The sequence below is a fragment of the Paenibacillus sp. 1781tsa1 genome, assembly GCF_024159265.1.
GTDB lineage: Bacteria > Bacillota > Bacilli > Paenibacillales > Paenibacillaceae > Paenibacillus.
This window is the reverse complement of sequence record NZ_JAMYWY010000001.1, coordinates 4,826,752-4,852,751: the sequence shown is the minus strand read 5'-3', so window position 1 is coordinate 4,852,751 and position 26,000 is coordinate 4,826,752. Positions and strand designations below refer to the sequence as shown.

Here is a 26,000-nt window from a genome sequence, read left to right as displayed (position 1 = left end):
AACGGACATATTGATTACAGAACCCTGTGAGGTCCTGCAATATGAACGACATGAATAGCACCTTTAAATCAGTCCCGTGAGACTGGCAAGGTAACGTGAACGATACATCGTTTTTTTGCTGCGGCAAATGAAGCGATGCATCCCCGAGAGTAAACTTTCTTCAGAGCGGTCTGAAGTTCGGAGACTCCTTGCCAATAAACACGGCAAGGAGTCTTTTTTGTTCTCCTCGTCACGGGGCCATGATCTGAAGGGAAATCCTGAGGAGGCTGAACGCATGAGCACAGAGACACATGTCATTATGGATGAGACGGCGATCCGCCGCGCATTAACACGGATTGCCCATGAGATATTGGAGAAAAACAAAGGAATCGACGATTGTGTGCTGGTCGGTATCCGTACACGCGGGGTTTACCTCGCAGAACGGATTGCCGCGAAGATTGAAGAAATCGAAGGCGCTAAAGTCCCCTGGGGAGAACTGGATGTGACTCCTTACCGCGATGATCGCTTGGACGAAAACAAAGCGAATCGCAAGGAAATGTTGATTATGACACCTGAATCACTTTCGATCCATAACAAAAAAGTGATTTTGTTCGATGATGTGCTCTATACCGGACGGACGATTCGCGCAGCGATGGATGCCCTGATGGACTGTGGAAGACCACAGAACATTCAGCTGGCGGTGCTCGCAGACCGCGGACACCGGGAACTTCCGATTCGACCTGATTTTATCGGTAAGAATGTGCCGACTTCCAAATCAGAAGAAATCGAAGTTGCACTCATGGAAACGGACGGACAGGACGAAGTCAAAATCACTCAGAACCGGGGGGAGCAAGCATGATGATTACACAGACAGCATTGAGAGACCGGAGCTTGCTTGGACTGAAGGAACTTAGCCGAGGAGAGATCGAGTCCATTCTGAACAGGGCGGCTCACTGGGAAGCGCAGAAAGAGAAACTGGTTCCTGTACTGGAATCACGCTTTGTTGCAAACATGTTCTTCGAGAACAGCACACGTACCCGCTTCTCCTTCGAAATGGCAGAGAAACGCCTGGGCGCACAAGTACTGAACTTTACGGCAGCCGCATCCAGTGTGGAAAAAGGAGAGTCCATCTACGATACGGTGCGAACACTTGAGTCGATGGGCATTGATGCAGGCGTGATCCGGTTGAAACCGGCAGGCGTTCTGCAACAGCTGGCTAAGAAAGTGAGTGTTCCGCTCGTGAACGCCGGAGACGGCAACAATGAGCATCCCACACAGGCGTTGCTGGACCTCTACACGATGCGGAAGGCATTTGGCGAACTGAAAGGCTTGCGTGTCTCCATCATAGGTGACATTCTGCATAGCCGCGTAGCACGCTCCAACCTGTGGGCACTGCAAAAGTTTGGCGCAGATGTACGCTTCTGTGCACCGCAAACGATGCAGGCACCGGAACTCGCAGAGCATGCTCCTTATGTCGGTTTTGAAGAAGCGCTGGATGCAGATGTAGTCATGATGCTCCGTGTTCAACTGGAACGTCATCAACATGGCTTAATTACTTCAGCTGAGGATTATCGCGAACACTACGGATTGACGGAAGAACGGGCATCACGCCTAAAACCAAGCACCATTATCATGCACCCTGCTCCAGTGAATCGCAACGTCGAGGTAGATGACGCGGTTGTGGAGAGTGAAGCATCGCGGATCTTCCCGCAGATGGCAAACGGCGTTCCAATCCGCATGGCGGTTATGGAACGTGCAATGAAACTGTAACAGGGTCTGGCTGTGGGTCATAGGCTGACGAAGATGGCGGTTCTTATAGAGCAATAAGAGAGTAAACGATAAAGAAAATCATCCGGCTTGCCTGGTAAGCCGGACAGAACCGAAGCGGAGGGCAATTATGCTACAGATTATAAAAAATGCGAACGTCTTGAACCAAAAAGGGGAACTTGAACGGAAAACCATCATTATAGATGAAGGTAAAATTAAAAAGATCGCTGGTCTGGAAGACCAAGCCGTATTGGATGCCGAAAAGTCAGCGCATCATGTGACAGACGCATCAGGCAAACTGGTCATTCCGGGATTGATCGATATGCATGTGCATCTGCGTGAACCTGGATTCGAACACAAAGAGACGATCGAGACAGGTGCCCGTTCAGCAGCACAAGGTGGTTTTACAACGATCGCTTGCATGCCGAACACAAGACCGGTTACAGACACAGCGGAAGTTGTGAAACTGGTATTAGATAAAGCCAAAGAAGCTGATCTGGTTAAAGTGTTGCCTTATGCAGCCATTACCAAAAACGAACTGGGTCGTGAACTTACCGATTTTGCCGCTTTGAAAGAAGCAGGGGCTATCGGATTCACGGATGACGGTGTAGGCGTACAAAACGCTCAAATGATGAAGGATGCCATGAGCCTCGCAGCAAGCATGGATATGCCAGTGATCGCTCACTGTGAAGATGACTCACTGGTTGTAGGTGGATATGTGACGGAAGGCGAGTTTTCCAAACGTCATGGCATCAAAGGCATTCCTAATGAATCCGAGGCTATCCACGTAGGGCGGGATATTCTGCTCGCAGAAGCAACGGGAGTTCATTACCACGTCTGCCACGTAAGCACAGAGCAATCGGTTCGCCTGATCCGTCTGGCAAAATCCATCGGTATTAAAGTAACTGCTGAGGTGTGTCCGCACCATCTGGTGTTGTCGGATGAAGATATCCCGGGCATGGATGCCAACTGGAAGATGAACCCGCCGCTACGCTCACCACGTGATGTGCAGGCGTGTATCGAAGGTTTGCTGGACGGCACGCTGGACATGATCGTAACCGATCACGCGCCACATAGTGAAGAAGAGAAAGCCAAAGGCATGGAGCTGGCACCTTTCGGAATCGTTGGATTCGAAACAGCCTTTCCACTGCTGTACACGAAGTTTGTGGAAACTGGACTTTGGAGCTTGGACTTCCTGGTGAAACGCATGACAGCTGATCCGGCACGTGTATTCCGACTGGATACTGGCAAACTGGAAGAAGGAGCACCAGCGGATATCACAATGATTGATCTGAACGAGGAAAAAGCGGTTGATCCTGCAACGTTTGCAACCAAAGGAAGAAACACACCGTTCACAGGCTGGAAGCTGAAAGGCTGGGCCGTACAAACATGGGTGGATGGCAAAAGCGTGTGGGATAACACGGTACAACAGTAAAACGGTAACTCAGCAAATTAATAAATTAGTAACTCTATATTTTTAACTCTTTAAATCAGTAACAGTAACTCTTAACTTTTAAAAACAACGAATCTTTTTAACTCTAAAACTCAATCTATACCTTTTACACCAGTAACATCTTTTCAACTAACTCGAGGCACATCATGCCGAGAGTCTAACATACGAAACAAGCAAAGTTGAATGTCATGATTTTGAACTTGGACACTAACGTAACTGCGGAGTGGGCAGAAAGAACCCGAAGAAGCAAAGCGTTCGCCTTTATCACCGGATTACATCATTTGAAAAATGATAAAAAGTAATCTGGGGATAACAGCGATCAAAGGGTTTTCTGTACGCGGAGCCGCACAATCGTAACGCTCCCATGTTCAACCCAAATGCATTCAACGTTGATAAACACAGAGGAGTGAAATGGGATGCAGGCACAGGCAAGATTATTGTTGGAAGACGGCACACTGTTCACCGGGAAAGCATTCGGTGCTGAAGGTGAAACGACAGGTGAGGTCGTTTTTAATACGGGAATTACAGGCTATCAAGAGGTGCTTTCGGATCCTTCCTATTGCGGTCAAATCGTAACCATGACGTATCCGCTGATTGGAAACTACGGCATTACGCGTGATGACTTTGAGTCGATTCGTCCATACGTGCACGGTTTCGTTGTACGTCGTCATGAGCCAACGCCAAGCAACTGGCGTGCGGAATATAGCGTAGACAATCTGCTCAAGGAATACGGTATCGTAGGAATCAGCGAAATTGATACACGCATGTTGACTCGCCGGATTCGTCACCACGGCACCATGAAGGGAATTCTCACAACAGGATCGAAGCCTGTGGAAGAACTGCTGGAAATGATGGGAGACACCACCATTGCCGAGCTGCGTAACCAGGTGCCAATGACTTCTACAGAGCATGTCTACAACAGCCCGGGAACGGCTGAGCGTATTGTGCTCGTGGATTATGGTGCTAAAACAGGAATCTTGCGCGAACTCAGCAAACGTAACTGTGACGTTGTTGTTGTTCCACATGATGTAACAGCAGACGAGATTCGTCGCCTGAACCCGGACGGAATTCAACTGTCCAACGGCCCTGGGGACCCGAAAGACGTACCTCACGCGGTTAACATGATCAGTGAACTGCTTGGCGAATACCCGATCTTCGGTATCTGCCTGGGTCACCAGTTGTTCGCACTTGCAGCAGGAGCAGACACCGAAAAACTTAAGTTTGGACATCGCGGAGGAAACCACCCGGTAAAAGAACTGGAGAGCGGACGTTGCTTCATCACATCCCAGAACCATGGATTTACCGTAAACGAAGAGTCTGTGAAGAGTACAGACCTGGAAGTTACACATATCAACAATAACGATAAGACCATTGAAGGTCTGAAACATAAATCATTCCCGGCATTCTCGGTACAATATCACCCTGAAGCAGCCCCGGGTCCTTACGATAACAGCTATCTGTTCGACCGCTTCATCGAGATGATTCGCGAGCACAAAATCACTAACCCGCAAAAGCCGCGTCAAGCCGTATTGGCAGCCGCAGTGAAAGGAGCACAATAACATGCCGATTAACAAAGATCTCAAAAAAATCCTGGTGATTGGTTCCGGTCCAATCGTCATCGGTCAAGCGGCCGAGTTCGACTATGCCGGTACACAAGCTTGCCAGGCTCTGAAAGAAGAAGGCGTGGAAGTTGTACTTATCAACAGCAACCCGGCGACCATTATGACGGATACCAACATGGCTGACAAAGTATACATCGAGCCAATCACACTGGATTTTGTAACCCAAATCATTCGCCAAGAGCGTCCAGATGGCTTGCTGCCAACACTGGGTGGTCAGACAGGTCTGAACATGGCTGTAGAACTGGCACGTGCAGGCGTGCTGGAACGTGAAAATGTGAAATTGCTCGGAACGCAACTGACATCCATCGAGAAAGCGGAAGATCGTGATCTGTTCCGTGATCTGATGCGTGAACTGGAACAGCCTGTACCTGAGAGTGTGATCGTAACGACACTTGAAGAATCACTTGAATTCGCAAATGAGATTGGTTATCCAATCATCGTGCGTCCAGCCTATACGCTGGGCGGAACAGGCGGCGGAATCTGTGCGAACGAAGAAGAGCTGCGCGAGACTGTGGTAGCGGGAATTCGTTACAGCCCGATTGGGCAATGTCTGGTCGAGAAGAGCATTGCAGGCATGAAAGAAGTCGAGTATGAGGTTATGCGGGACAAAAACGATAACTGTATCGTTGTCTGCAACATGGAAAACTTCGACCCGGTAGGTGTTCATACAGGCGACAGTATCGTTGTAGCACCAAGCCAAACATTGTCGGACCGTGAATATCAAATGCTGCGTTCAGCTTCCCTGAAAATCATCCGTGCCCTGAACATCGAGGGTGGATGTAACGTACAGTTTGCACTGGACCCACACAGCTTCCAATACTATGTTATCGAAGTAAATCCACGGGTAAGCCGTTCATCAGCTCTGGCTTCCAAAGCAACGGGTTATCCGATTGCGAAAATGGCTGCCAAAATTGCCATGGGTTACACGTTGGATGAAATCGTAAACCCGGTAACAGGCCAAACGTATGCTTGCTTCGAGCCTACACTGGATTATATCGTGAGCAAAATTCCTCGCTGGCCGTTCGACAAGTTCATCTCGGCGAACCGTAAACTGGGAACTCAGATGAAAGCAACAGGCGAAGTAATGGCGATTGGCCGGACTTTCGAAGAGTCGATTCACAAAGCAGTTCGTTCCCTGGAAATTGGCGTACATCGCCTCTACCTGAAGGATGCCGAAACGCTGGACGAAGCTACCCTGAACGAGCGTCTGATCAAAGCGGACGATGAGCGTATCTTCCTGATTGCCGAAGCATTCCGCAGAGGATATACGTTGCAACAGCTACAGGACCTGACCAAGATTGACTGGTGGTTCCTGGACAAAATTGAAGGTCTGATCGCATTTGAAGATCGCATTCGCGAAGAATCCGAATTGTCTTCTGACATTCTGTATCAAGCGAAACGCCTTGGATTCACAGACCGTGCCATTGCTGAACTGCGTGCCCAAGGTCAACCAGGAGGCACATTAACAACTGAAGCGGAAGTTAGAACTCGTCGGGAAGCAGAGAACCTGCGTCCAGTGTACAAAATGGTAGATACATGTGCAGCTGAGTTCGAAGCAACAACGCCATATTACTACTCAACTTACGAGACAGAGAATGAAGTAATCCCTTCAGACAAGAAAAAAGTTGTGGTGCTGGGTTCAGGACCAATCCGGATCGGTCAAGGTATCGAGTTTGACTACTCTACTGTTCACGCAGTATGGGCATTGCAAAAAGCAGGATACGAAGCAGTCATTATCAACAATAACCCGGAGACGGTGTCTACGGACTTTAATACATCCGATCGCCTGTACTTTGAACCGCTCTTCTTCGAAGATGTCATGAACGTGATCGAACAGGAGAAGCCAGTAGGAGTTATCGTACAGTTCGGTGGTCAAACGGCCATCAACCTGGCAGCACCATTGCGTAATGCAGGTGTAACGATTCTCGGAACGGATCTGGAAAGCATCGATGAGGCGGAGGACCGCAAGAAGTTCGAACGTCTGCTCTCCCGTCTGGAGATTGCACAGCCAAAAGGTAAAACGGTCATTTCCGTTGATGATGCGGTAGAAACGGCTCAAAGTCTTGGCTACCCGGTACTGGTTCGTCCTTCCTATGTACTCGGCGGTCGTGCGATGGAGATTGTATACTCCGATGCTGAATTGCTGACATACATGGAACAGGCAGTTAAAATCAATCCGGAGCATCCGGTTCTGATCGACCGTTATATGATGGGTAAAGAAGTTGAGGTTGACGCCATCTGTGATGGTGAAACGGTATTGATTCCAGGAATCATGGAACATATCGAGCGTGCAGGGGTTCACTCGGGTGACTCCATCGCGGTATATCCTCCTCAACACCTGTCCCAGGATATGAAAGAGAAAATTGTAGAGATTACAATCAAAATTGCGAAAGAACTGAAAACGGTAGGTTTGGTCAACATCCAGTTTGTTATCCATGATGGCCAAGTGTACATTATCGAGGTGAACCCGCGTTCATCCCGTACCGTACCATTCCTGAGCAAAGTAACCAACATTCCGATGGCGAACCTGGCAACACAAGCCATTCTGGGTGTGAAACTAAAAGATCTTGGTTATGTCGATGGACTATGGCCTGAATCGGATCATGTATCTGTTAAAGTTCCGGTCTTCTCCTTCGCGAAGCTGCGTCGTGTAGAACCAACCCTGGGACCAGAGATGAAATCCACAGGTGAGGTTATGGGTCGTGACCCGAATTACGCTAAAGCGTTGTTCAAAGGTCTCATCGGCGCAGGAATGAAAATTCCGGCAACCGGAGCGATTGTTGTAACTGTAGCAGACAAAGACAAGGACGAAGCAGTTCCTTTGCTCGAAGGTTTCTACAGACTGGGTTACAAAATCATGGCTACCGGCGGAACAGCAGCTGCGCTTGAAGCAGCGAACATTCCGGTAACGACTGTGAATAAATTAAGTGAAGGTTCGCCGAACATTCTCGATATGATCCGTAGTGGCGAAGCAAACTTTGTCTTCAACACACTAACCAAAGGCAAAACACCGCAGCGTGATGGATTCCGTATCCGTCGTGAAGCGGTAGAGAACGGCATTGTATGTATGACTTCATTGGATACGATTCGTGCGCTGCTGATCATGCTGCAAACGATCAACTTCTCTTCGGAAGCAATGCCTGTCTTTGTGAAATAAATAAGTCTCTGATGAAGGACATCAGTCAGCCTGCGGGCTGGCGGGATGTCCTTTATATCGGGCAAAAACGGAAAAAATGAGCAAGTGGAGGGGAGCGCTGGTGATGAATCACACGAATTTCAATGAAATGGCTGGCCGTCTGATGGTGGCACTGGATTACCCTGGAGCGGAAGAAGCTCAAGAATTGGTACAAGCTCTTGAAGGCATTCCCTGCTATCTGAAGGTGGGCATGCAGCTGTTCTATGCAGCAGGACCGGACTTTATTCGGGAGCTGAAATCCAAAGGCTACTCCGTTTTTCTGGATGTGAAAATGCATGATATTCCGAATACCGTTCGTGGCGGTGCTGAGAGTATCACGCGTCTTGGGGTAGACATGTTCAATGTGCACGCAGCGGGTGGAGCCCTCATGATGCGTGCTGCACGTGAAGGTGCTGAGGCAGCTATAGCCGCTGATCCTTCCTTACAAAGACCCGAGATCATTGCAGTCACCCAACTGACCAGTACAAGTCTGGAAACGATGAATAACGAGATTGGCATCCCGGGAAGTGTGGAAGCTGCTGTGGTCCGTTATGCAGGGCTGGCCCAAGAGGCTGGACTGGATGGGGTTGTTGCTTCTCCACTTGAAGTGCCCGCAATTCGGGCAGCGTGTGGCAGTGCTTTTCACACCGTTACACCAGGAATTCGTCCAGCGGGTAGTGGTCTGGGAGATCAGACACGTGTCTTGACACCGGGTGAAGCCATCGCCAGAGGAAGCCATTACATTGTTGTAGGCAGACCGATTACAGGCGCTCCCAATCCGCGAGAAGCGGCAGAAACCATTTTGAAGGAGATGTTGAACGCATGATCGAACTGAATGAGATTCCGAATCATATTGCTTCCCAACTGTTGAAAATCAAAGCCGTGGCATTGCGTCCGCAGCAGCCATTTACATGGACATCCGGCATCAAATCACCAATATACTGCGATAATCGCTTAACGATGTCTTATCCCGAGATTCGTAACGATATTGCTGAAGCCTTTGCAACGATTATTCGGAACCAATACCCGGACGCAGAAGTCATTGCAGGTACGGCAACCGCAGGTATCCCGCATGCTGCCTGGGTGGCTCAGAAGCTGAATCTGCCGATGGCCTACATTCGTGATAAAGCGAAAGGACATGGCAAAGAGAACTTGATTGAAGGTCTTATTGCCGAAGGACAGAAAGTAGTTGTCATTGAAGATCTGATCTCTACAGGTGGCAGTTCGATCAAAGCAGCAGAAGCTGTACGCGTAGCAGGTGCAACACCGCTCGCCGTGCTTGCCATCTTCAGCTATCAGCTGGATAAAGGTGTTAAAGCATTCGAAGATGCTGGAATTCCACTTCAGACGTTGTCCAATTATACGGCGCTGATGGATGTGGCTTTGGCTCAGGGGACAATTCAGGAGAGCGATTTTGAATTGCTCAAATCCTGGCGTGAAGATCCTTCTTCATTTGGTAAATAATATCATTGATACCTCGAAACAATGTTCATGAATGAACGGTATCAAAATTGTAATGATTGCCGTCATAGCGGCAAAACCATCGAATATGCAAGAGGCATCCCATACATTGGGGTGCTTTTTTCGTTTGTTCATCAAAATATTAACTTTTTCCCACTACCGTTGTAAAAAGCTTGTAACTTTTAGTTGTGATCGGTCGTTTATAATTCAGTGTAGGTTGGAACAGATTTCTAATTTTAGGTTTTTTGAAGAAGTGAACGGGATATCAAGAAAGGATGAGCGTGATTGCTGGCATGAAGAATTTATTTCTCAGAAAAAGACCTGCCAAGAGCCAGTCAGGCGATGAAAATCAACAGGGGGAAGCGCAGCTGGAGGCATCAACGGTCTCGGGAGAAAATACATACAACAATGAACACGATCACCCGACGAATGAATCTCCAGTACTTGAAACTGAAATCGCTTCAGATGAAGTGGCTGCAGCTGCTGTCAATACCGTTGATAACCCCCCGAAGAAGATCAAACCGAAGAAGGATATATTGCCTCCATATGATGGACCTGTACTGGAGGTGCGTAACGTGCATCGCAGTTTCCAGACAGGCAGTCGTATCATCCATGTGCTTAAAGGCATTGATATGGAAGTGAATCCGCAACAATTGGTCATGCTGAAGGGGCGGTCGGGCTCAGGCAAAACAACGCTACTGAATATGCTCGGTGGGTTGGATCAGCCTTCAAGTGGAGACATTCTGTTCTCCGGCCAGCCTCTTCAGGATTGGGGAGACCAGCGGCGGACCGCTTTGCGGCGCAAAGAGATCGGTTTTATTTTTCAGGCATATGCACTCATGCCCTTATTGTCTGCTTGGGAAAATGTAGAACTGTCGCTGCGAATGGCGGATGTTCCGCGAGCGGAGTGGAAGGACAGGGTTGGGCACTGTCTGGACCTGGTTGGACTATCCAAACGGGTGAAGCACCGACCTTTCGAGATGTCCGGGGGAGAGCAACAGCGGGTAGCTATAGCCAAGGCTATTGCCCACAGACCCAGATTGTTGCTTGCGGATGAGCCTACAGCCGAACTGGATTCCAAAATGGGCGCTCAGGTCATGGCCGTATTCCGCAATATTATTGAAGTAGAACAAGTAACGATATGTATGACTACACACGATCCTACAATTTTGGAGGTTGCGGACCATGTTTATGAAATGGCGGACGGCAGATTTATCAAGTAAAGAGGCCGCTCCGAAGAGGGGGAAACGCGCAGCACTTATTGTACTTGGTGCGATAATGGTTGCAACAATGTCTGGCTGCTCATTGCTGCCGTCAGAAACAGAGGAAGAAGTGCTTCCGCCAATTACACCACCAACCATCTCCAAGAAACCGGAATATGAAGTCCGGACAGAAACGCTGGAGAAAAGAGTAAGTGGCAGCGGCAAGATGATGAGTCAGCGGGAAGAGAAGGTGTACTTCACGCTCGATGGCATGCATGTCAAAGAGTTAAATGTTAAACCAGGGGATAAAGTGAAAAAGGGTCAACTTCTTGCTGTCCTCGATGTGGAGAGTGTGGAGAAGGAGATCCGTGGCAAGAAACTGGCTATTCGCAAATCCGAAGTTCAAATGAAGGAAACACTCCGCAAGAAGGATGAGATGGACCCGGTGGAGTTCGAAGAAGCAACGATTGCTTTTGAAGAACTGCGCCAGGAACTCGCTGATCTGGAGGAACAACTAGGAAAAGCCACGTTGACTGCTCCGTTTGGAGGCACTGTAATTGCTGTGCAGGTAGAGAAGGGCGCAGCCGTGAAAGCGTATGATCCGATTGCTACGATTGCGGATACATCGAATCTGGTTGTGGCAGCTACCTTTGCCAAGGAAGATCTGGAGAAGTTCTCAGCCGGTATGAAGGCAGAAGTGGATATTAATGGAGCCGGTAAAGTCGCTGGCAAAATTAAAGTCATGCCTCTGGCTGAAGCATCGGGAAGCGGCAGTGGCGAAGGAACGGGGGAAGGCGGGACGCCTCCAACCAAGGAAACACTGGATAAGTATGTTATCGTTACACTTGCAAAAATGCCAAAAGGCGTGGAACGTGGCACACCACTATCGGTCTCGATTGTAACGCAGCGTACCGAGAACGCGATTGTGATTCCTGTATCTGCTTTACGCTCCATTGGTTCAAGAACGTACGTACAAGTCGTAGAGAGTGATGGCAGCAAGCGTGAAGTGGACGTTGAAGTTGGCCAGCAGACGTCGACAGATGTCGAGATTCTGAAAGGTCTGACCGTAGGCGAGAAAGTAGTGGGACGCTAATGGGGCTGCCATTGCTTCGGCTGCTGTTCCGCAAAATGTGGAACACGCGCTGGATGACCTTTAGCACACTGATCGGATTGATTGTGGCGGTTGCGTTCACCGTCAGTATTCCAATGTATGCCGATGGTGCGTTGAAACGGGTCGTCGCGCAGACGCTACAGGATAACAGTGAAGGATTGCCAGCAGGTTCGTTGCTAATGAGTTATCAGGCACCTGGTGGTGTGAAGACAGACACAAGGGGTCTGGACGAAGTAGATCGTTATATTCGTGAGGATGTCCCTCGCGAAATCGGTTTTCCTTTTCATACGTATGTGAATTCCAGATCTATACGCAGCACAGAGGTGAGCCCTGAAGATCCAACCAAAGTGGACGCCAGCCGGGTGCGCAGTATGAGTATGGGCACGATGAGTGGACTGGATGCACAGGTGAATTACTCTGCCGGAGTGAAACCTGGCAACCAGGTCAAGGACGATATTATCGAGGCAGTCATGTTGGAAGAAGGCATGTACCGTAACGATCTGCATATCGGCGATATTCTGGAATATCCGGTGTATAGCGGTCTTGATATCACGTTGCGTGTGAAGATTACAGGGTCCTTCAAGGCAGATGATCCAAACAGTCCGTACTGGGTACAAGGATTTGACGGCATGATGAATGGACTTTATGTGGATGAATCGGTTTTTAATGATGTTTTACTGAAAGAAAAAGGCATTCCACTTCAAAATTCACGTTGGTATTATGCCTTTGATCTGAAGGAAATTCAAACCAGCCAGTTATCAGGTCTGACCTCCATGCTGGAGAGGCTGGATATCGAACTGTATCAGCGGCTGAAAGATACAAAAGTGGACATTACCTTCGGTGATTTGCTCAAGCAGTTCCGCAGTCAGAGTCTGCAATTGCAGACCATGTTGTTTACCTTGGCAGCACCGATGATTGCGATGGTCTTTTATTTTATCGCAATGAACGCCAGACAGTCATTACAGAAGCAAGAGAGTGATATTGCGGTATTGCGCAGCCGTGGAGCTTCAGCTCGGCAGATCTTCTCTCTCTACCTGCTTGAAGGTATATTTTTGGGCGCTATTGCGCTAATTATCGGGCCGTTGCTCGGTTATTTTATGGCCAAGAGTATTGGTTCAGCGAGTGGATTCCTATCCTTTGTTGATCGGAAGTCGATTCCGATTGGCGTATCCAAAGAAGCCATTCTTTTAGGCGTAGCAGCGGTCCTTGTTGCGATCATCGCATCACTTATCCCTGCGGTAACCTATGCACGGGCAACCATTGTCTCTGCCAAACGGCGGCAAGCACGTACAGACCGTGCTCCAATATGGCAACGCTGGTTCCTGGATGTTGTGTTACTGGGTCTGGCTGGATATGGATACTACCTGTTCTATGAACGGCAGATGTTGACCTTCCAGACGGGAATGACAACCGATCAGTTGCAGGTACAGCCGTTTCTGTTCTTTGTACCCGCACTCGCGATCTTTGCGCTCGGACTATTCTTCCTGCGCTTGTTCCCGTGGATATTGAAGCTTATTCAGCTGATCGGTCGCAAGTTGCTCCCGGTCCCGTTGTATCTGACATTAACACAGTTATCGCGTTCATCTTCTTCCTATTATCCGCTGATGATCCTCCTTGTACTGACACTGGGACTTGGGGTGTACAACTCGGCTGCGGCTCGGACAATTGATCTGAATTCCACTGAGCGTACCTTGTACCGTTATGGTTCTGATGTGATTATGCAGACGGTGTGGGAAGGAACACCTGAGGTTAAACCCGGTGGTTCCGGACAGAATGGCGGTACGGGTGGAGGTCAACAAGGTGTTGGCAATGCAGGAGGAGGTTCTGCCGGGGGTGGTGCTTCTGGCGGAGGTAATGGAGGTGGAGGTGCACCAGGTGGTGGCGGTGGTTCCTCGCAGCCATCCAAAGTCATCTACTCCGAACCTCCATTCGAAGTGTTCCGCAGATTAGATGGTGTCGAACATGCAGCAAGAGTACTGCAGACCAAAGGCAATATTATCGTCTCTGGTAAATCGGGCGGACAGGGGATGCTGGTTGGAATTGATAATGTAGACTTCGCTCAAGTGGCTTGGTTCCGCAACGATCTATTCCCTGCACATCCCTACAAGTACCTGGACTTGCTTGGTAAATATGAAGGGGCTGTATTGATCTCTTCCAAATTTGCTGACAAGTTCAAACTTAAAACGGGAGATCTCGTCTCGATGGGTGTACAGGGACAGGCGATTGAATTCGTAGTCTTCGGAATCATTCCTTACTGGCCGTCCCAGTATCCGGATCAGATGCCATTCTTCGTGGCCAATCTGGATTATATCTATGATCAGGTGCCTCTAATTCCTTATGAGGTATGGCTGAAAATGGAACCGGATGCCAAAGTAGCTCCATTAATGGAGAAACTTGCAGCAGAAGGTATTGAGTTATCTTCTGTGCGTGACGTACGCACCGAATTGGTATCACAGGGTAAACACCCATCACGAGGTGGCGTATTCGGAATTCTAAGCCTTGGTTTCCTGGTATCGGTGATTATCTCGTTGATCGGATACGTGCTGTACTGGTTCTTCAACCTGTCCGGACGTGTTGTGCAGTTCGGTGTATTACGTGCCATGGGATTATCTCGGGCGCAACTGAGCGGCATGCTGCTGTTGGAGCAGGTATTCACAGCGGGGCTATCGATCTTGTTAGGTATTGGGATTGGTCAGGTATCCAGTCGTTTATTCCTGCCATTCCTGCAAACAACGGATAATGTATCTGCTCAGGTACCTCCGTTCCGGATTGTCTTTGAGCAGCAGGATATGTTGCAACTGTATGGGGTTACTGTGGTGATGCTCGTCATTGGTGCAACGATGTTGCTCTGGCAGATTCGCAGACTGCGGGTTCACCAGGCGGTCAAAATGGGAGAGGAGAGGTAAACGTGATCCAATGCGAAGGACTTGTCAAAATTTTTAAATCCAGCGATGTGGAAGTCGTTGCCCTTCAGGGTCTCAACCTGACTGTCAATCAAGGTGAAATGATGGCCATCATCGGTAACAGCGGTAGCGGTAAATCCACACTGCTGAATATTCTGGGTGGACTTGATCGTCCTACGGCGGGTACGGCTGTTGTGGGAGACTGGGATTTGCTGAAGATGACAGATGCCCAATTGGTCGAATACAAACGTCATACGGTAGGTTTTATCTGGCAAAATAACGGTCGTAACTTGCTGCCTTATCTCACTGCACTGGAAAATGTGGAGACGCCCATGATTCTGGGAGGCAAGCGTGATCGTGCTTACGCGAAACAATTGCTCGAATGGGTAGGACTTAAGGATCGGATGAATAACAAATTGCATCAATTGTCCGGAGGAGAGCAGCAACGGGTAGCGATTGCGATCTCCTTATCCAATCGTCCCAAAATTCTGCTTGCAGATGAACCAACTGGTTCGGTCGATTCCGAGACATGTGATACAATCATGGGCATTTTCCGAAGAATGAACAAGGAACTCGGCGTTACGATTGTCATCGTTACCCATGACTTGACGTTAGCTGGCAAGGTGGACCGGATCGTTGCGATCCGGGACGGCTTGACCAGTACCGAGTTTGTGAAGCGCAACCCAAATTTGGACGATGAGCATAGCTTATCCGAAGCGGGTATGCCGGACATTCACGAAGCATTCGTCATTATTGACCGTGCAGGGCGGCTTCAGGTGCCAAAAGAGTATCTGGAGGCCTTATCCATTGATAACCGGGCTACATTGGAATTTGACGGTGAACGCATTGTCATTACACCGCCAAGATAATTCATGAGGGGGAATTGGGAGATGAAGAACAGGTTGTGGGGAAAACGTGTGCTGGCTGTCATGGCTACTGCAACACTAGCATTGCCGCTGATTGCTGGCTGTACGGCGAGTGAGGCGAAGGATACAGAGCAACGTGTATTACGTGTGGCTACCATGTGGGGAGGGCAAGACGACAGTTATTTCCGTCAACAATTTACTGATGCTTTTGAGCTGACCCATCCCAATGTAGCCATTGAGATTGTAGCTGCCGTTGATCAGAGCAGCATGTATGGGTATGGCAACACTGAAGAACAGCAGGAAGTTCCGGATACGATGGAAAGTCTGAAGAAGATTATGACTGGCGATAACCCGGTTGACGTCATCGTGGCAGATACCTCTACAGTCAAATCATTAATTCAGGAGAATCTGGTGAAGCAGTTGGACCCATTAATGCAAGAAGACAAGTTTGATACGACAGACATTGTTCCTAGTGTGCTGGAGGGTATCAAAGATCTGGGGGATCAGAGCATCTATGCATTGACACCAACGTTCTCATCTTCGGCTTTGTTCTATAACAAAGGCATGTTTGAAAAAGCAGGCGTGGAACCGCCAACGGACAATATGACTTGGGACGATATTTTCAATCTGGGTACCCGACTTACTAAAGGCGAGGGTAAAGATCACGTATTTGGTTTTACCTTCACGACATATCAGGGTGGTTCGCCGTACTACTCCATGCAGCAGTACTACAGCGCGTTGCAGCTGAAGACGTTTGATGACAAAGCAGAGAAGATGACCGTAGATTCTCCTCAATGGGAGAAAGTGTGGAGCACCATCAGCAAACTGGCCATTGACAAAGTTATCCCTAAAGGCGACGAACCGCAGGATCAGAATCCGAGCGGACGTTATGATCCAATACAGGGTGACCTATTCCTGAGCGGCAAGGCAGCCATGGCTATTGGTGATTACAGCTATATTAATCAATTAATTGATGCCAATAAAAATGCGGATAAAATGAAAGACTTTACGAAAGTGGATTGGGATGTCGTAACACCTCCAGTTCACCCGGAAGCTCCTGAAATTGGAGGTAGCATCTACCTGAGCAATCTCATGGCGATCAATAGTGCGGCTCAGAACCCGGATGATGCGTGGGAACTGATCAAGTACATGAACAGTGAAGATTGGGCTAAAATCAAGGCGCGTAGCAGCTATGAAATGGTATCCCGGAAGAGCTTCATTAAGCCAAAAGATGGATTGGATTACAACATTCAAGCATTCTATTCTTTGAAGCCGATTCCGCCAACCAATACCAACCTGGATAAAATGTATCAAAAATCCCCAGGCTTATGGCAAGTAAATGAAAAAGGCATGGAATATTTCAATCAGGTACTTGAGAACAAGAAGACACCAAAAGAAGCGCTTGGTGAGTGGGCAGCGAAAGGAAACGAGATGCTGCAGAAATTGAAAAAAGACCCTAAAGCCACGTTTGAATGAGATTTGATCAAGTATTCCTATCATAAGTTAAGGATAGCCGCTGAAGATTTTAATCTTGGGCGGCTATTTTTATGAAAATGGGGTATTCTACAAAAAGCAGGAATAAATGACGACTCCGGAAAGGACGAACGGTATGAACTGGGTATATTTCAGCAAGTTGTATGCAACCAAATTTCAGGCAGGATGTCTGGCCAAGCGGATGGAGCAGGATGGATGGATTTATGGTCATAATGAACCAGCGGAAGTGGAAGTTTATCGATCACGCAAAGGTCGTTACGGTGTAAGATTTATTCCCTGACATTACCCCTTGACTTATAGGGTATCAATAGTGTATATTAATTAAGTCGCTGTTTTAATATTTCTTACTGACGCGGGGTGGAGCAGCCCGGTAGCTCGTCGGGCTCATAACCCGAAGGCCGCAGGTTCAAATCCTGCCCCCGCAATTTAGTTTCACTTGGATGATTTACAGCCATCATCTGCACGTTATACATTATGTCTAGGGCCCTTAGCTCAGTTGGTTAGAGCGGTCGGCTCATAACCGATTGGTCACAGGTTCGAGTCCTGTAGGGCCCATACTCTTGAAACCCTTGCCTAGCAAGGGTTTTTTTCTGTCTACAATTAGGTGCTAGAGCAAAAAGGTAACTTGTTAATGGAATCTTTCTAATATGCCTTTTTTTTGCGAATGTCAGTGTATGTCCATGCCATATCTCAAATCTCGCATATACTACCTTATCCCAACCCATAGGAGGTAGATTTCATGAGTCAATTTATTGATGCAAGAACTTCGCAGAATGCGAGTTTGGCTAACTCTATCGCCATTCCAATCCTTGTAATTAACACACCTCAATTATTTGGACAGATTGGTTTGGTGTCCACAGCTGGTATCGGAACTAATCCGCGTGTACAATTCAAGGGAACGGTCTCTGTCCAGCTTCCATTAGCACTTGCCGGAATTACGATTACTATTGTTAGGGGGACTTTAGCAACAGACCCAGTTATTTATTCCGCCACTTCCACATTTAATCTGAGTGTTCTTGCACCTCAGGTAATTACATTCTCTGCGGATGACTTCAATCCACCAATTACACCACAATTGACGTACACTGCATTTGTCAGCTCCAACTTGTTGGGCACAGTCCGTGTAGGCCCTGAGAACTTTGACGGAGTATTATACTCCGACTAATGTTGGACTTTCTTGCCAAATGAATCAATTCATCCATCTTCTTAATATGAAAGAACGTTACGAGCCTGCCCTCAAAAGCAGGTTTTTTTTGATGAAGGGGCATACGGAGCGTTTGTCGAGTAGACAAGGTTCTATGATATAATACATTACAGAGATTGGAACGGTATTTACGAATAAAGTAAAACATGAATTTTTGAGAATCTTACGAAATTAGTGATAGAAAGCAGGTTTACCTTTAATGACGCAAAATGAAAGTCAACGTTTTCGTTACAGTGAAGCTCCAGTCTGGGATTGGCAGCGAGCTTATTATGAACAGAAAGGGCTAGAGGCTTGGACAGAGAATCAGGTCCCTCAGTATATTACCAGTAATCCGGTGATTGCAGCGGCGTACGCAGAGATGATTTTTGGTTTTCTTCAGGATCTCGCGAACCAGGGACAGATCACGGAGACTGTGACCATTCTGGAACTTGGAGCGGGCGTAGGGCGGTTGGCACACCAAATTCTCCTGAAACTGCTTGAGTTAAAGGAATTTGCTGGAATAGAGTTACCACCTTTCAGATATGTAATGACCGATCTCGTAGCAGAGAATGTGCTGGGTTGGCAGGAGCATCCATCCATGCAATCATTTATTCAACAAGGTATAGTGGATTTTGCACGTTTTGACGCTGTAAAGGACACGGAATTGAATCTGGTTGTCGCAGGCACGGTTATTCGGCCTGGTGATCTGAAACAACCGTTGTTGTTGATTGCCAATTACTTTTTTGACAGCATCCCGCAGGAATTAATCTATATTGGGTCCGGCGAGATATATGAGTGTGATCTGCTTCTTCAGTCTCCGGATCGTCGTCTTAATCTGGAACCTGCTGAGATGTTGAAGAACATGACGCTGAGTTATGAGTATCGCAAAGCCCCTGAATACAGTGCAGACAACTATCCGTATTCGGAACTGATTACGTTGTACAAAGAGGAACTGGAGGATTCACACATCCTTTTCCCCGCAATTGGCTTGTCCTGTCTTGAACGGTTGAACAAGCTGTCGCAGTCAGGTTATGTGTTGATTACCGCTGATAAAGGGGATCATCGTCTGGATAACTGGAAGTTCGCAGAGCCGCCTGAATTCGTTCTTCACGGGAGTTTTTCTTTAACAGCCAACTACCATGCGATTCAATATGTTCTGGAACAACAGGGAGCACATACTCGATTCACAACACATCATTATAAAGATCTGAATGTTGGATGCATGTTGATGGTGGATGAACCGATTCGTTATGTGAACACGAGACTGGCCTATCATCGATTTGTGGAACGTTTTGGACCGGATGACTTTTTCAGCATGAAGCAATGGGTAGACCAACGTGTAGAGACTATGGAGTTGAAGCATATATTACCGTTCTGGCGTCTGGGTGGGTATGATGCTGAGTTCTTAATCCATAGCGCGACGCACATCTCCAGTCTTCTTCCTGATGCAAGTGATGAGGAAATGCTCGATATTCAGTCAGGGATTCATACGATGTGGTCGTCCTACTATGTGATGGAGCAGCAAGGGGGGCTGGCATTTTTGGCAGGGCAACTATTATATGAGATGTATATGTATGAGGATGCTAAACGGTTTCTGGAGATATCATTGGTTGCAGATCCGAGTAATCATAATCCAGCCGTCTTGTACGACTTGGCTGTGTGCTGTTATGAACTCGAACTGGAGGAAGAAACCCTGTCATATACCCATAAAGTATTGGCTCTGGAACCTGATCATGAAGAGGCAGCAGCGTTACTCCAGAGTTTTGAGTTGAGCTGAAGGGAACAATTTTAGTTTGTCTCCTGTATGTAAAAAGTTGGTGATGGTTGTGTGTGAAATTGAAACTTAATTGGGGTGTAATCGTATTAATGGGATATTCAACCAATCAACTATATCAACAGAAAAGGAGACAAAGATATGAAAAAAGCCTTATCCGTTGCATTATATCCATTAATGTGGGTTTTAGGTGCGTTTAGCGTGCTGTCTGGAAACGTAAACAGTGTCGCAGATGGCGCTCTATTGGCTAAGGATATCGCTAAAGATCGAAGCTATGATGGGCAGGCTATATATGATAGTATTGAACGTAGAAATGCCTAACTACATATCACTGAACTGTAAAGGTAATTGTCTCATCGAGCAATAGCATGAGCACCAATTACTCTTGAAGCGAAGTACGATGCGCAGGAACACTGTTCGTACAACCTTTAAGCCGGTTTCGTACCTTATTCAGGTATGAACCGGCTTTTATTTATGAATGGGGGATACCAGATGAAGATTATCATTGGACAACCGAGGATGGAACAGCATGTGCTGCAGCTTGAAGCCGAACTTAAGCAATACCCTGATGCGGATATAATATTCTATCCTGAAGGTTATCTGAACCAGAATGTCGAAGATGCTTGCCGCCTGGCGGCTGAATATGGAATTATGATTGTATCGGGTCATCGGAGGTTGCAAGAACGTCCGAAGGATCGATCCATCATCATCAATAAGGCTGGAGAGATCGTATTGGAGAAAGTTAAATATACACCTGCTGAGACGGTTGTGGAACAGGGGTGGGTAATAAGCACGTTGTTGTGTGATGAGCTGGTCCTGCAAGGATTTTGCAACGAGAATATAGGAAATGTGGACATTGTGATGCATTCCATTGGTGTGGGTATGTTCAGTGAAGAGCAGTACAGTGAGTGGGTTGAAGAGGCATGTAAGATTGCCTTACAGCATCAATGTATTGTCATGGGGACAAGCCATGCGGATGGTTCGTACCGTGACAGCGAGATCTCCATTCCGATCACCTATTGTATAACACCTGATGGAGAGGTTGTTCTGGCATCCCGAAGTGATACATGTACTCGTACAATCCTTCTGGACAGAGAAAATACAGACCGCTTACCTCAGGAGTCCCAAGAAAAACAACTGAAAATCTCCATCGTCCCATCCGGTTAAATCATCAGGAATAAATTTCAGATGAATGGGTTGATGAACGTGCCGATTCGCCCGGTCACTTGCGCGGAATACGCATATGTTATGGCATACCTTGAAATTCAAAGGAGGCCAATCAAATGAGTCAAGTTGGATACGGTTGTGGCAATGTTGGTGGATTCGGCGGATGGACTTCTACAAGTGCAATTCTCGTACTTTTCATCCTGCTCGTAATCATCACAAAATCTTTCTGGCTGTAAGTCACGTATAGACACGTGCAGGCAATGGCTCCGCTGAGACTTCAGCGGGGCTTTTCCCTTTTATGAGTAGCAACCTATGCCATCCATGACATTTGACAACTGAAAACAATGTGCTTAAAATCACATAAGAGACTATTAATAGAGATTGAAGGGATAGCAATGCCGTTTATTCGCTTTAAAGGATTCACAGGTCCTCAGCTAGAGGAAGTTGTACCCCAAATTACAGAGAAGATGGCCCTAATTACTCATATTCCACGGGAGAGAATGAAGGCAGAGCGTCATGATGTACAAGCGCTAACACCTTCTCCAGCTTCTATAGAGATTCTGATGTTTCAACGTGATCAGGAGATTCATAATCGGATTGCATCGTCGTTGCAGGCTATTCTGGAAGAAGCGTACATGCCGGATGTGCATATTTTCTTCAATATATTGTCACCCACTTTGTATTATAAACAAGGCAAGCCGCTGACAGATTATCGATTGGATTGAGATTAAGATTGTGAGGGACGAGCAGAGGCTGCTCGTCTCTTTGATTTACATATTTTTCGTATGTTTAGCAATGGGCTGATTCCTGTGAACCCTGCTCCATAATAATGAGCATATCGCAGAAGCAATAAACGAGGCTCCACCAATAAGGTATACCCATTGAACACCCAGTTGATCGGCGACTAGACCGAAGATCACTATGGATACACTCAAAACCATGGAAATCAAAACGCCATGTGCAGCGTGTACCCTGGATAGAGATTCGACCGGCACGCTTCTCAGAAGCGCTGTCTGCTGAGCCGCATCACGAATCTGATGAACTGGACCCATGAGTATGCATAACACCAGAGCGAGCCATGGCAGGTTGTTTAGGCCATAAACGATGGTCAGCAGGCTGAAGAGAAGAGAACCCATGGTCATACTAACGATCAGATGCTTCTGAATCCGTTTGGCCAGTGCAAGAGCCAGAATACCTCCAAGCATGGTTCCAGCAGCGTAACTCGAGTTCATGAGTCCCCACCAGCCTTCTCCTCGTCCCAGAACTTCTTTTGCAAAGGCTAACGTAACAGCTCCAATCCAGATCGAACCCGCAAGTGTCTGGGCAATGTCCATAAGCGTGATCAGTCGTAATGATGGATTCTTCCAAAGTATACTCCAACCTTCCCTCAATACATTCCGGGATACAGCAGATTTTTGGAATTGTTCTACACCGCGTGTGAGCGAGCCAAGGGCAATTAGGAAAATCAGAACGGCCCAGGACAGGCTTGTAGCTGCCCAAAATGTCTGTGACGCCCCCCAGTTCATCACGGCGAATCCCGTCATGGCGTACCCGACAATGGTTACAGTCTGATTGGAGAAAGATAGCAGGCTATTTGCCTTCACAAGGTCTTCTCCTTGAACCAATCGTGGCGTTAAAGCATTCAGTAACGGAGATTCCCATCCATCCAAAAAGGATAATATGACCACTCCAATCAATAGAAGCGGCAGCTGTGAAATCAAGTGATTCAACGAAATGGCTATACAGGTCATGATTAATGTTTTGGCTATGGAAATGCTGATCAATAGTCTGGATAATGGGAAACGGTTCACAAGTAATGGCAAAGTGAAACCTGCTGTTATACGTGCAATGATCTGAATAAGTGGAAACATTGCAGCAGAGAGTACCGATCCTGTGTGACTGTAAATAAACGTAGTAATGACCATGATATATATGACATTAATAAGCGAGAGCAGCGTTTTGGCGGCCCAATAGGGATAAAATGCGATGTTCATGCCAATGATGTCCTTTCCGAAACGATATATCTATATTACGGGCATTGTCATCATTGCACCACAAACAAAGTTATCATTTTCCCGTCATTTCAGCATAAAAAAAGAAACTGCCCAGCAGGGCAGTCATCTTCTAATGGCTATAGCTCATGCCAAAGTGAGTGTGAAGGCGATAAGCAACATCAGCAGGCTGGTCGTTCTGACCATCGTCATATATGGCCTGCTGGGTTCTGCCTCACCTCGGGAAATCCAGCCATAACGCAGATACCAGCCGAATTTTGGGAAACAGAAATTGATGATACAGAGTACCATAAATATAAAAAAGAGGGTTCTCATACCCATCTTCCTTTCTAACTTACATAACGGACCTCATCTTAACGTTTGCGTCTGGTAAAAAAGACTACAATCAAAATAATAATGATGATAATTAACAGAAATTTCATGTGTATTCCTCCTGATGACAGTTAGGTAATTGTCGAATGTTAGTTATCAACTATTACCCATAAACCACATGACTTGAATAACTGTGTTACAATTAAAATATATTGGTTTTATATGAACACATACCACTTGGTTAATTATATCTCCATATAATGCACGAACACAGAATATATAAATATTACATGTGTGAGATGAAGGAGGAACGCATGAGCCAACATAATCAACTCTCATTACAGTGGGAATTTATCATCTCGAAAGTGAAATCCTCCGTTACGGTAGTCGATGCTACCCTGCCTGAGCTTCCACTCTTGTATGTAAACGAACATTTTACCCGGCTGACAGGATACTCCTATGAAGAGTCTGTCGGACAGAATTGCCGATTCTTGCAAGGACAGGACACTGACCCTGAAACGGTAATGCAGATTCGTGATGCATTAAAGAAACAACAATCCATTAAGATTGATATTTTAAATTATACAAAAAGTGGTCAGAAGTTCTGGAACGAATTGAATATTGATCCGATCTTTAATGAATCCGGAGAGTGTTTATATTTTGTAGGCATTCAATACGATATTTCAGAACGGAAGTATGCCGAACAGCAGCTGAAGTTTGCAACTTCCATGGCTGAGATGAACAGCAGAGGGCAATTGGAATTCATCGGCAAGCTGAATCACGAGCTTCGTACCCCGCTTAACGGCATTATGGGCATGATCGAACTTGCCAGCATGGGTGAAACTACGGATGAACAGAAAGAATACCTGGAACTTGCACGTCAATCAGGTGAGGCGCTGCTGAACATCATTAACAATAGTCTAGATATGGCGAAACTGGGTAGAGGGAAAATGGATGTGGAGAATATTGAATTTCAACCTCTGAAGCTGATCCAACAGATTGTAAAGACACATGAGCCTGCGGCACAGAATAAACACATACGTTTGCTCTGTCATGCTGATCTGAATGTTCCTGATGTACTTATCGGTGACCCGCTAAGACTTCGGCAGGTACTGGATAATTTGCTGAGTAATGCGATCAAGTTCACGGAACAAGGTGAAGTGCAGTTACAGGTGGATGTGAGGCAACAAATCATGGATACTGTAGTTTTGGTATTCTCTGTGCGTGATACGGGAATTGGCATTCCTCCGCATCAGATCGAACAATTGTTTGATGCATTTACCCAGACCGACATCTCCCATGCGCGCCGATTTGGCGGAAGCGGTCTTGGTCTGACCATCTGCAAAGAACTGCTGGAACTGATGAATGGTCAGATTTCGGTGGAGAGTACCGAGGGGATAGGTACACAGTTTGAGGTGACACTGCCCTTGCTGCGCCAACAGGCCGTTCCCAATGTAGGATAATCAAACAAGCAGGACAGCCGGGTGGTCTCGGCTGTTTTTTTATTTTATTGTTTTACGAACGGGCGTTCTGTTATAATGCAAGTGTTGAATGGGGGAGACACAGCATGAGTAAGAGACGCACAGGACGAAAACGGAAAAGTAAACAAGGCTTCAAAAAGCAGATACTGACGCTGGTAGCGATGCTGCTGGTAGCCCTCTACGCCTGGGCAGGGGGAGAATGGCCAGAGGAGATACCTAATCCATTCGGAGGCACGAATAAGAGTGTAGACCATACCATTACGTTCCCTTCAGAGCGCTATCCCGAAACAGCCAATCATATTAAAGCTGCCATTAAGGCAGGGCATTCGGATGTATGCACCATTGATCGTAGTGGAGCTGAAGGCAATCGGGATCTATCACTCAAGGGTGTTCCGGTCAAAAAAGGTAAGGATCGTGACGAGTGGCCTATGGCGATGTGCGCTGAGGGAGGCACAGGTGCAGATATCCAGTACATTACCCCGAAGGATAATCGTGGTGCAGGTTCATGGGTAGGGAATCAGTTAAGTACATATCCGGATGGAACACGAGTGAAGTTTGTAGTGAAGTAACAACAGGATATGGTTGGACAGCAAAAAGGATAGTAAGATCTGGGTTGTGAGGTCAGTGGCATCGTGGTAGAAGATAAGTAGAAGAGAAAAACCAGACGTGCAGGCGTCTGGTTTTTTGGTATGAAGTGTTGGCATAACTAGATATAGTTGCCGTAAATATACGAGAACTGATGTTGTAAATTTACAGATCCGACTACACGAGTTGCATACCGCTTAAATGGTGAGAACGGATGCTTAACAGACGCGTAACCTGTTCAACCTCATCAAACGGTATCCACAGACTTCCGTGAACGGTACGTAAGGAGAGAATCGATGTATCAGCGGTACGCTCGGGATATCCGGTTACCGTCTGACCGCTTGTATTACGAACCATAATCTGTTGTTTGCGCCGTATGGCAATTTCTACCTCTTTTTTCATAAGTCATTGCTCCTGATTATGAGATGTAAAATCCATATGTCAATGTTTTCA

The 26,000-nt window shown here is 47.1% G+C and carries 24 protein-coding genes and 2 tRNA genes; 23 read left to right on the top strand and 3 right to left on the bottom strand.

The genetic code is table 11. The features are described from left to right. The first annotated feature begins 274 nt into the window (after positions 1-274). The 21 genes from pyrR to NKT06_RS21810 all read left to right on the top strand — a co-directional run bounded on the left by pyrR (position 275) and on the right by NKT06_RS21810 (position 21,882). On the top strand, positions 275-838 hold the full coding sequence (gene pyrR, locus NKT06_RS21910; protein ID WP_017687330.1) for a bifunctional pyr operon transcriptional regulator/uracil phosphoribosyltransferase PyrR: 564 nt from the start codon (positions 275-277) through the stop codon (positions 836-838). Further along, the gene (locus NKT06_RS21905) at positions 838-1,749 is read left to right on the top strand and encodes an aspartate carbamoyltransferase catalytic subunit (protein WP_445252978.1); all 912 of its coding nucleotides are present in this window, start codon (positions 838-840) and stop codon (positions 1,747-1,749) included. Before pyrR ends, NKT06_RS21905 begins: the two co-directional genes overlap by 1 nt. A gap of 127 nt (positions 1,750-1,876) precedes the next feature. Further along, complete coding sequence (locus NKT06_RS21900; RefSeq protein ID WP_253439281.1) at positions 1,877-3,181, top strand: dihydroorotase; 1,305 nt, start codon at positions 1,877-1,879, stop codon at positions 3,179-3,181. A gap of 434 nt (positions 3,182-3,615) precedes the next feature. Continuing rightward, positions 3,616-4,758 carry a glutamine-hydrolyzing carbamoyl-phosphate synthase small subunit gene (gene carA, locus NKT06_RS21895; RefSeq protein ID WP_047843735.1) on the top strand — a complete coding sequence of 381 codons (1,143 nt, stop codon included), beginning with the start codon at positions 3,616-3,618 and terminating at the stop codon, positions 4,756-4,758. Position 4,759: 1 nt separating this feature from the next. After that, positions 4,760-7,978, top strand: a complete 3,219-nt coding sequence (carB, locus tag NKT06_RS21890; RefSeq protein ID WP_253439279.1) for a carbamoyl-phosphate synthase large subunit — start codon at positions 4,760-4,762, stop codon at positions 7,976-7,978. Positions 7,979-8,081: 103 nt separating this feature from the next. Further along, a complete protein-coding gene (gene pyrF, locus NKT06_RS21885) occupies positions 8,082-8,822 on the top strand; it encodes an orotidine-5'-phosphate decarboxylase (RefSeq protein WP_301290083.1) in 741 nt (246 codons plus the stop codon). Continuing rightward, on the top strand, positions 8,819-9,460 hold the full coding sequence (gene pyrE / locus NKT06_RS21880) for an orotate phosphoribosyltransferase (RefSeq protein WP_253439277.1): 642 nt from the start codon (positions 8,819-8,821) through the stop codon (positions 9,458-9,460). The genes pyrF and pyrE overlap by 4 nt, the downstream gene beginning before the upstream one ends. Before the next feature lie 272 nt (positions 9,461-9,732). Next, entirely contained in the window at positions 9,733-10,680 is a 948-nt protein-coding gene (locus tag NKT06_RS21875) for an ABC transporter ATP-binding protein (protein ID WP_253439275.1), read from the top strand. Beyond that, positions 10,643-11,752 (top strand): efflux RND transporter periplasmic adaptor subunit, encoded by a 1,110-nt coding sequence (locus NKT06_RS21870; RefSeq protein WP_253439273.1) that lies wholly within the window; start codon positions 10,643-10,645, stop codon positions 11,750-11,752. Before NKT06_RS21875 ends, NKT06_RS21870 begins: the two co-directional genes overlap by 38 nt. After that, on the top strand, positions 11,752-14,676 hold the full coding sequence (locus NKT06_RS21865) for an ABC transporter permease (RefSeq protein WP_253439272.1): 2,925 nt from the start codon (positions 11,752-11,754) through the stop codon (positions 14,674-14,676). Before NKT06_RS21870 ends, NKT06_RS21865 begins: the two co-directional genes overlap by 1 nt. Positions 14,677-14,678: 2 nt before the next feature. Beyond that, positions 14,679-15,542 carry an ABC transporter ATP-binding protein gene (locus NKT06_RS21860; RefSeq protein ID WP_253439270.1) on the top strand — a complete coding sequence of 288 codons (864 nt, stop codon included), beginning with the start codon at positions 14,679-14,681 and terminating at the stop codon, positions 15,540-15,542. A gap of 21 nt (positions 15,543-15,563) precedes the next feature. Then, positions 15,564-17,015, top strand: coding sequence for an ABC transporter substrate-binding protein (locus NKT06_RS21855; RefSeq protein ID WP_253439268.1), 1,452 nt, complete (start codon positions 15,564-15,566; stop codon positions 17,013-17,015). Between the two features lie 133 nt (positions 17,016-17,148). Continuing rightward, the gene (locus NKT06_RS21850) at positions 17,149-17,313 is read left to right on the top strand and encodes a hypothetical protein (RefSeq protein ID WP_253439266.1); all 165 of its coding nucleotides are present in this window, start codon (positions 17,149-17,151) and stop codon (positions 17,311-17,313) included. Between the two features lie 71 nt (positions 17,314-17,384). Further along, positions 17,385-17,458 (top strand) — tRNA-Met (locus NKT06_RS21845). Positions 17,459-17,514: 56 nt separating this feature from the next. Further along, positions 17,515-17,588, top strand: a tRNA-Ile gene (locus NKT06_RS21840). A gap of 184 nt (positions 17,589-17,772) precedes the next feature. Continuing rightward, entirely contained in the window at positions 17,773-18,198 is a 426-nt protein-coding gene (locus NKT06_RS21835; protein WP_253439264.1) for a hypothetical protein, read from the top strand. A gap of 238 nt (positions 18,199-18,436) precedes the next feature. Continuing rightward, positions 18,437-19,993: a tetratricopeptide repeat protein gene (locus NKT06_RS21830; RefSeq protein WP_253439262.1), complete on the top strand. Its 1,557-nt coding sequence runs from the start codon at positions 18,437-18,439 to the stop codon at positions 19,991-19,993. 138 nt (positions 19,994-20,131) lie between these two features. Next, positions 20,132-20,311 carry a hypothetical protein gene (locus tag NKT06_RS21825; RefSeq protein WP_253439260.1) on the top strand — a complete coding sequence of 60 codons (180 nt, stop codon included), beginning with the start codon at positions 20,132-20,134 and terminating at the stop codon, positions 20,309-20,311. A 171-nt stretch (positions 20,312-20,482) separates the two neighbouring features. Beyond that, a complete protein-coding gene (locus tag NKT06_RS21820) occupies positions 20,483-21,157 on the top strand; it encodes a hypothetical protein (RefSeq protein WP_253439258.1) in 675 nt (224 codons plus the stop codon). Between the two features lie 116 nt (positions 21,158-21,273). Next, the gene (locus NKT06_RS21815; protein ID WP_253439256.1) at positions 21,274-21,393 is read left to right on the top strand and encodes a YjcZ family sporulation protein; all 120 of its coding nucleotides are present in this window, start codon (positions 21,274-21,276) and stop codon (positions 21,391-21,393) included. A gap of 159 nt (positions 21,394-21,552) precedes the next feature. Then, entirely contained in the window at positions 21,553-21,882 is a 330-nt protein-coding gene (locus NKT06_RS21810) for a DUF1904 family protein (RefSeq protein WP_253439254.1), read from the top strand. Between the two features lie 45 nt (positions 21,883-21,927). Here the strand turns inward: NKT06_RS21810 and NKT06_RS21805 are convergent, their stop codons facing one another. Then, positions 21,928-23,151 (bottom strand): MFS transporter, encoded by a 1,224-nt coding sequence (locus tag NKT06_RS21805; RefSeq protein WP_253439252.1) that lies wholly within the window; start codon positions 23,149-23,151, stop codon positions 21,928-21,930. Between the two features lie 144 nt (positions 23,152-23,295). Then, positions 23,296-23,460, bottom strand: coding sequence for a DUF6199 family natural product biosynthesis protein (locus NKT06_RS31945; protein WP_367399900.1), 165 nt, complete (start codon positions 23,458-23,460; stop codon positions 23,296-23,298). Between the two features lie 335 nt (positions 23,461-23,795). Here NKT06_RS31945 and NKT06_RS21795 point away from each other — a divergent pair, with 335 nt between their 5' ends. Then, positions 23,796-24,944, top strand: a complete 1,149-nt coding sequence (locus tag NKT06_RS21795) for a sensor histidine kinase (RefSeq protein ID WP_253439245.1) — start codon at positions 23,796-23,798, stop codon at positions 24,942-24,944. A gap of 104 nt (positions 24,945-25,048) precedes the next feature. After that, positions 25,049-25,531 (top strand): NucA/NucB deoxyribonuclease domain-containing protein, encoded by a 483-nt coding sequence (locus NKT06_RS21790; RefSeq protein ID WP_253439242.1) that lies wholly within the window; start codon positions 25,049-25,051, stop codon positions 25,529-25,531. A gap of 193 nt (positions 25,532-25,724) precedes the next feature. On the opposite strand, the gene NKT06_RS21785 is transcribed toward NKT06_RS21790, so the two are convergent. Then, on the bottom strand, positions 25,725-25,949 hold the full coding sequence (locus NKT06_RS21785; RefSeq protein ID WP_253439239.1) for a hypothetical protein: 225 nt from the start codon (positions 25,947-25,949) through the stop codon (positions 25,725-25,727). Positions 25,950-26,000: the final 51 nt, after the last annotated feature.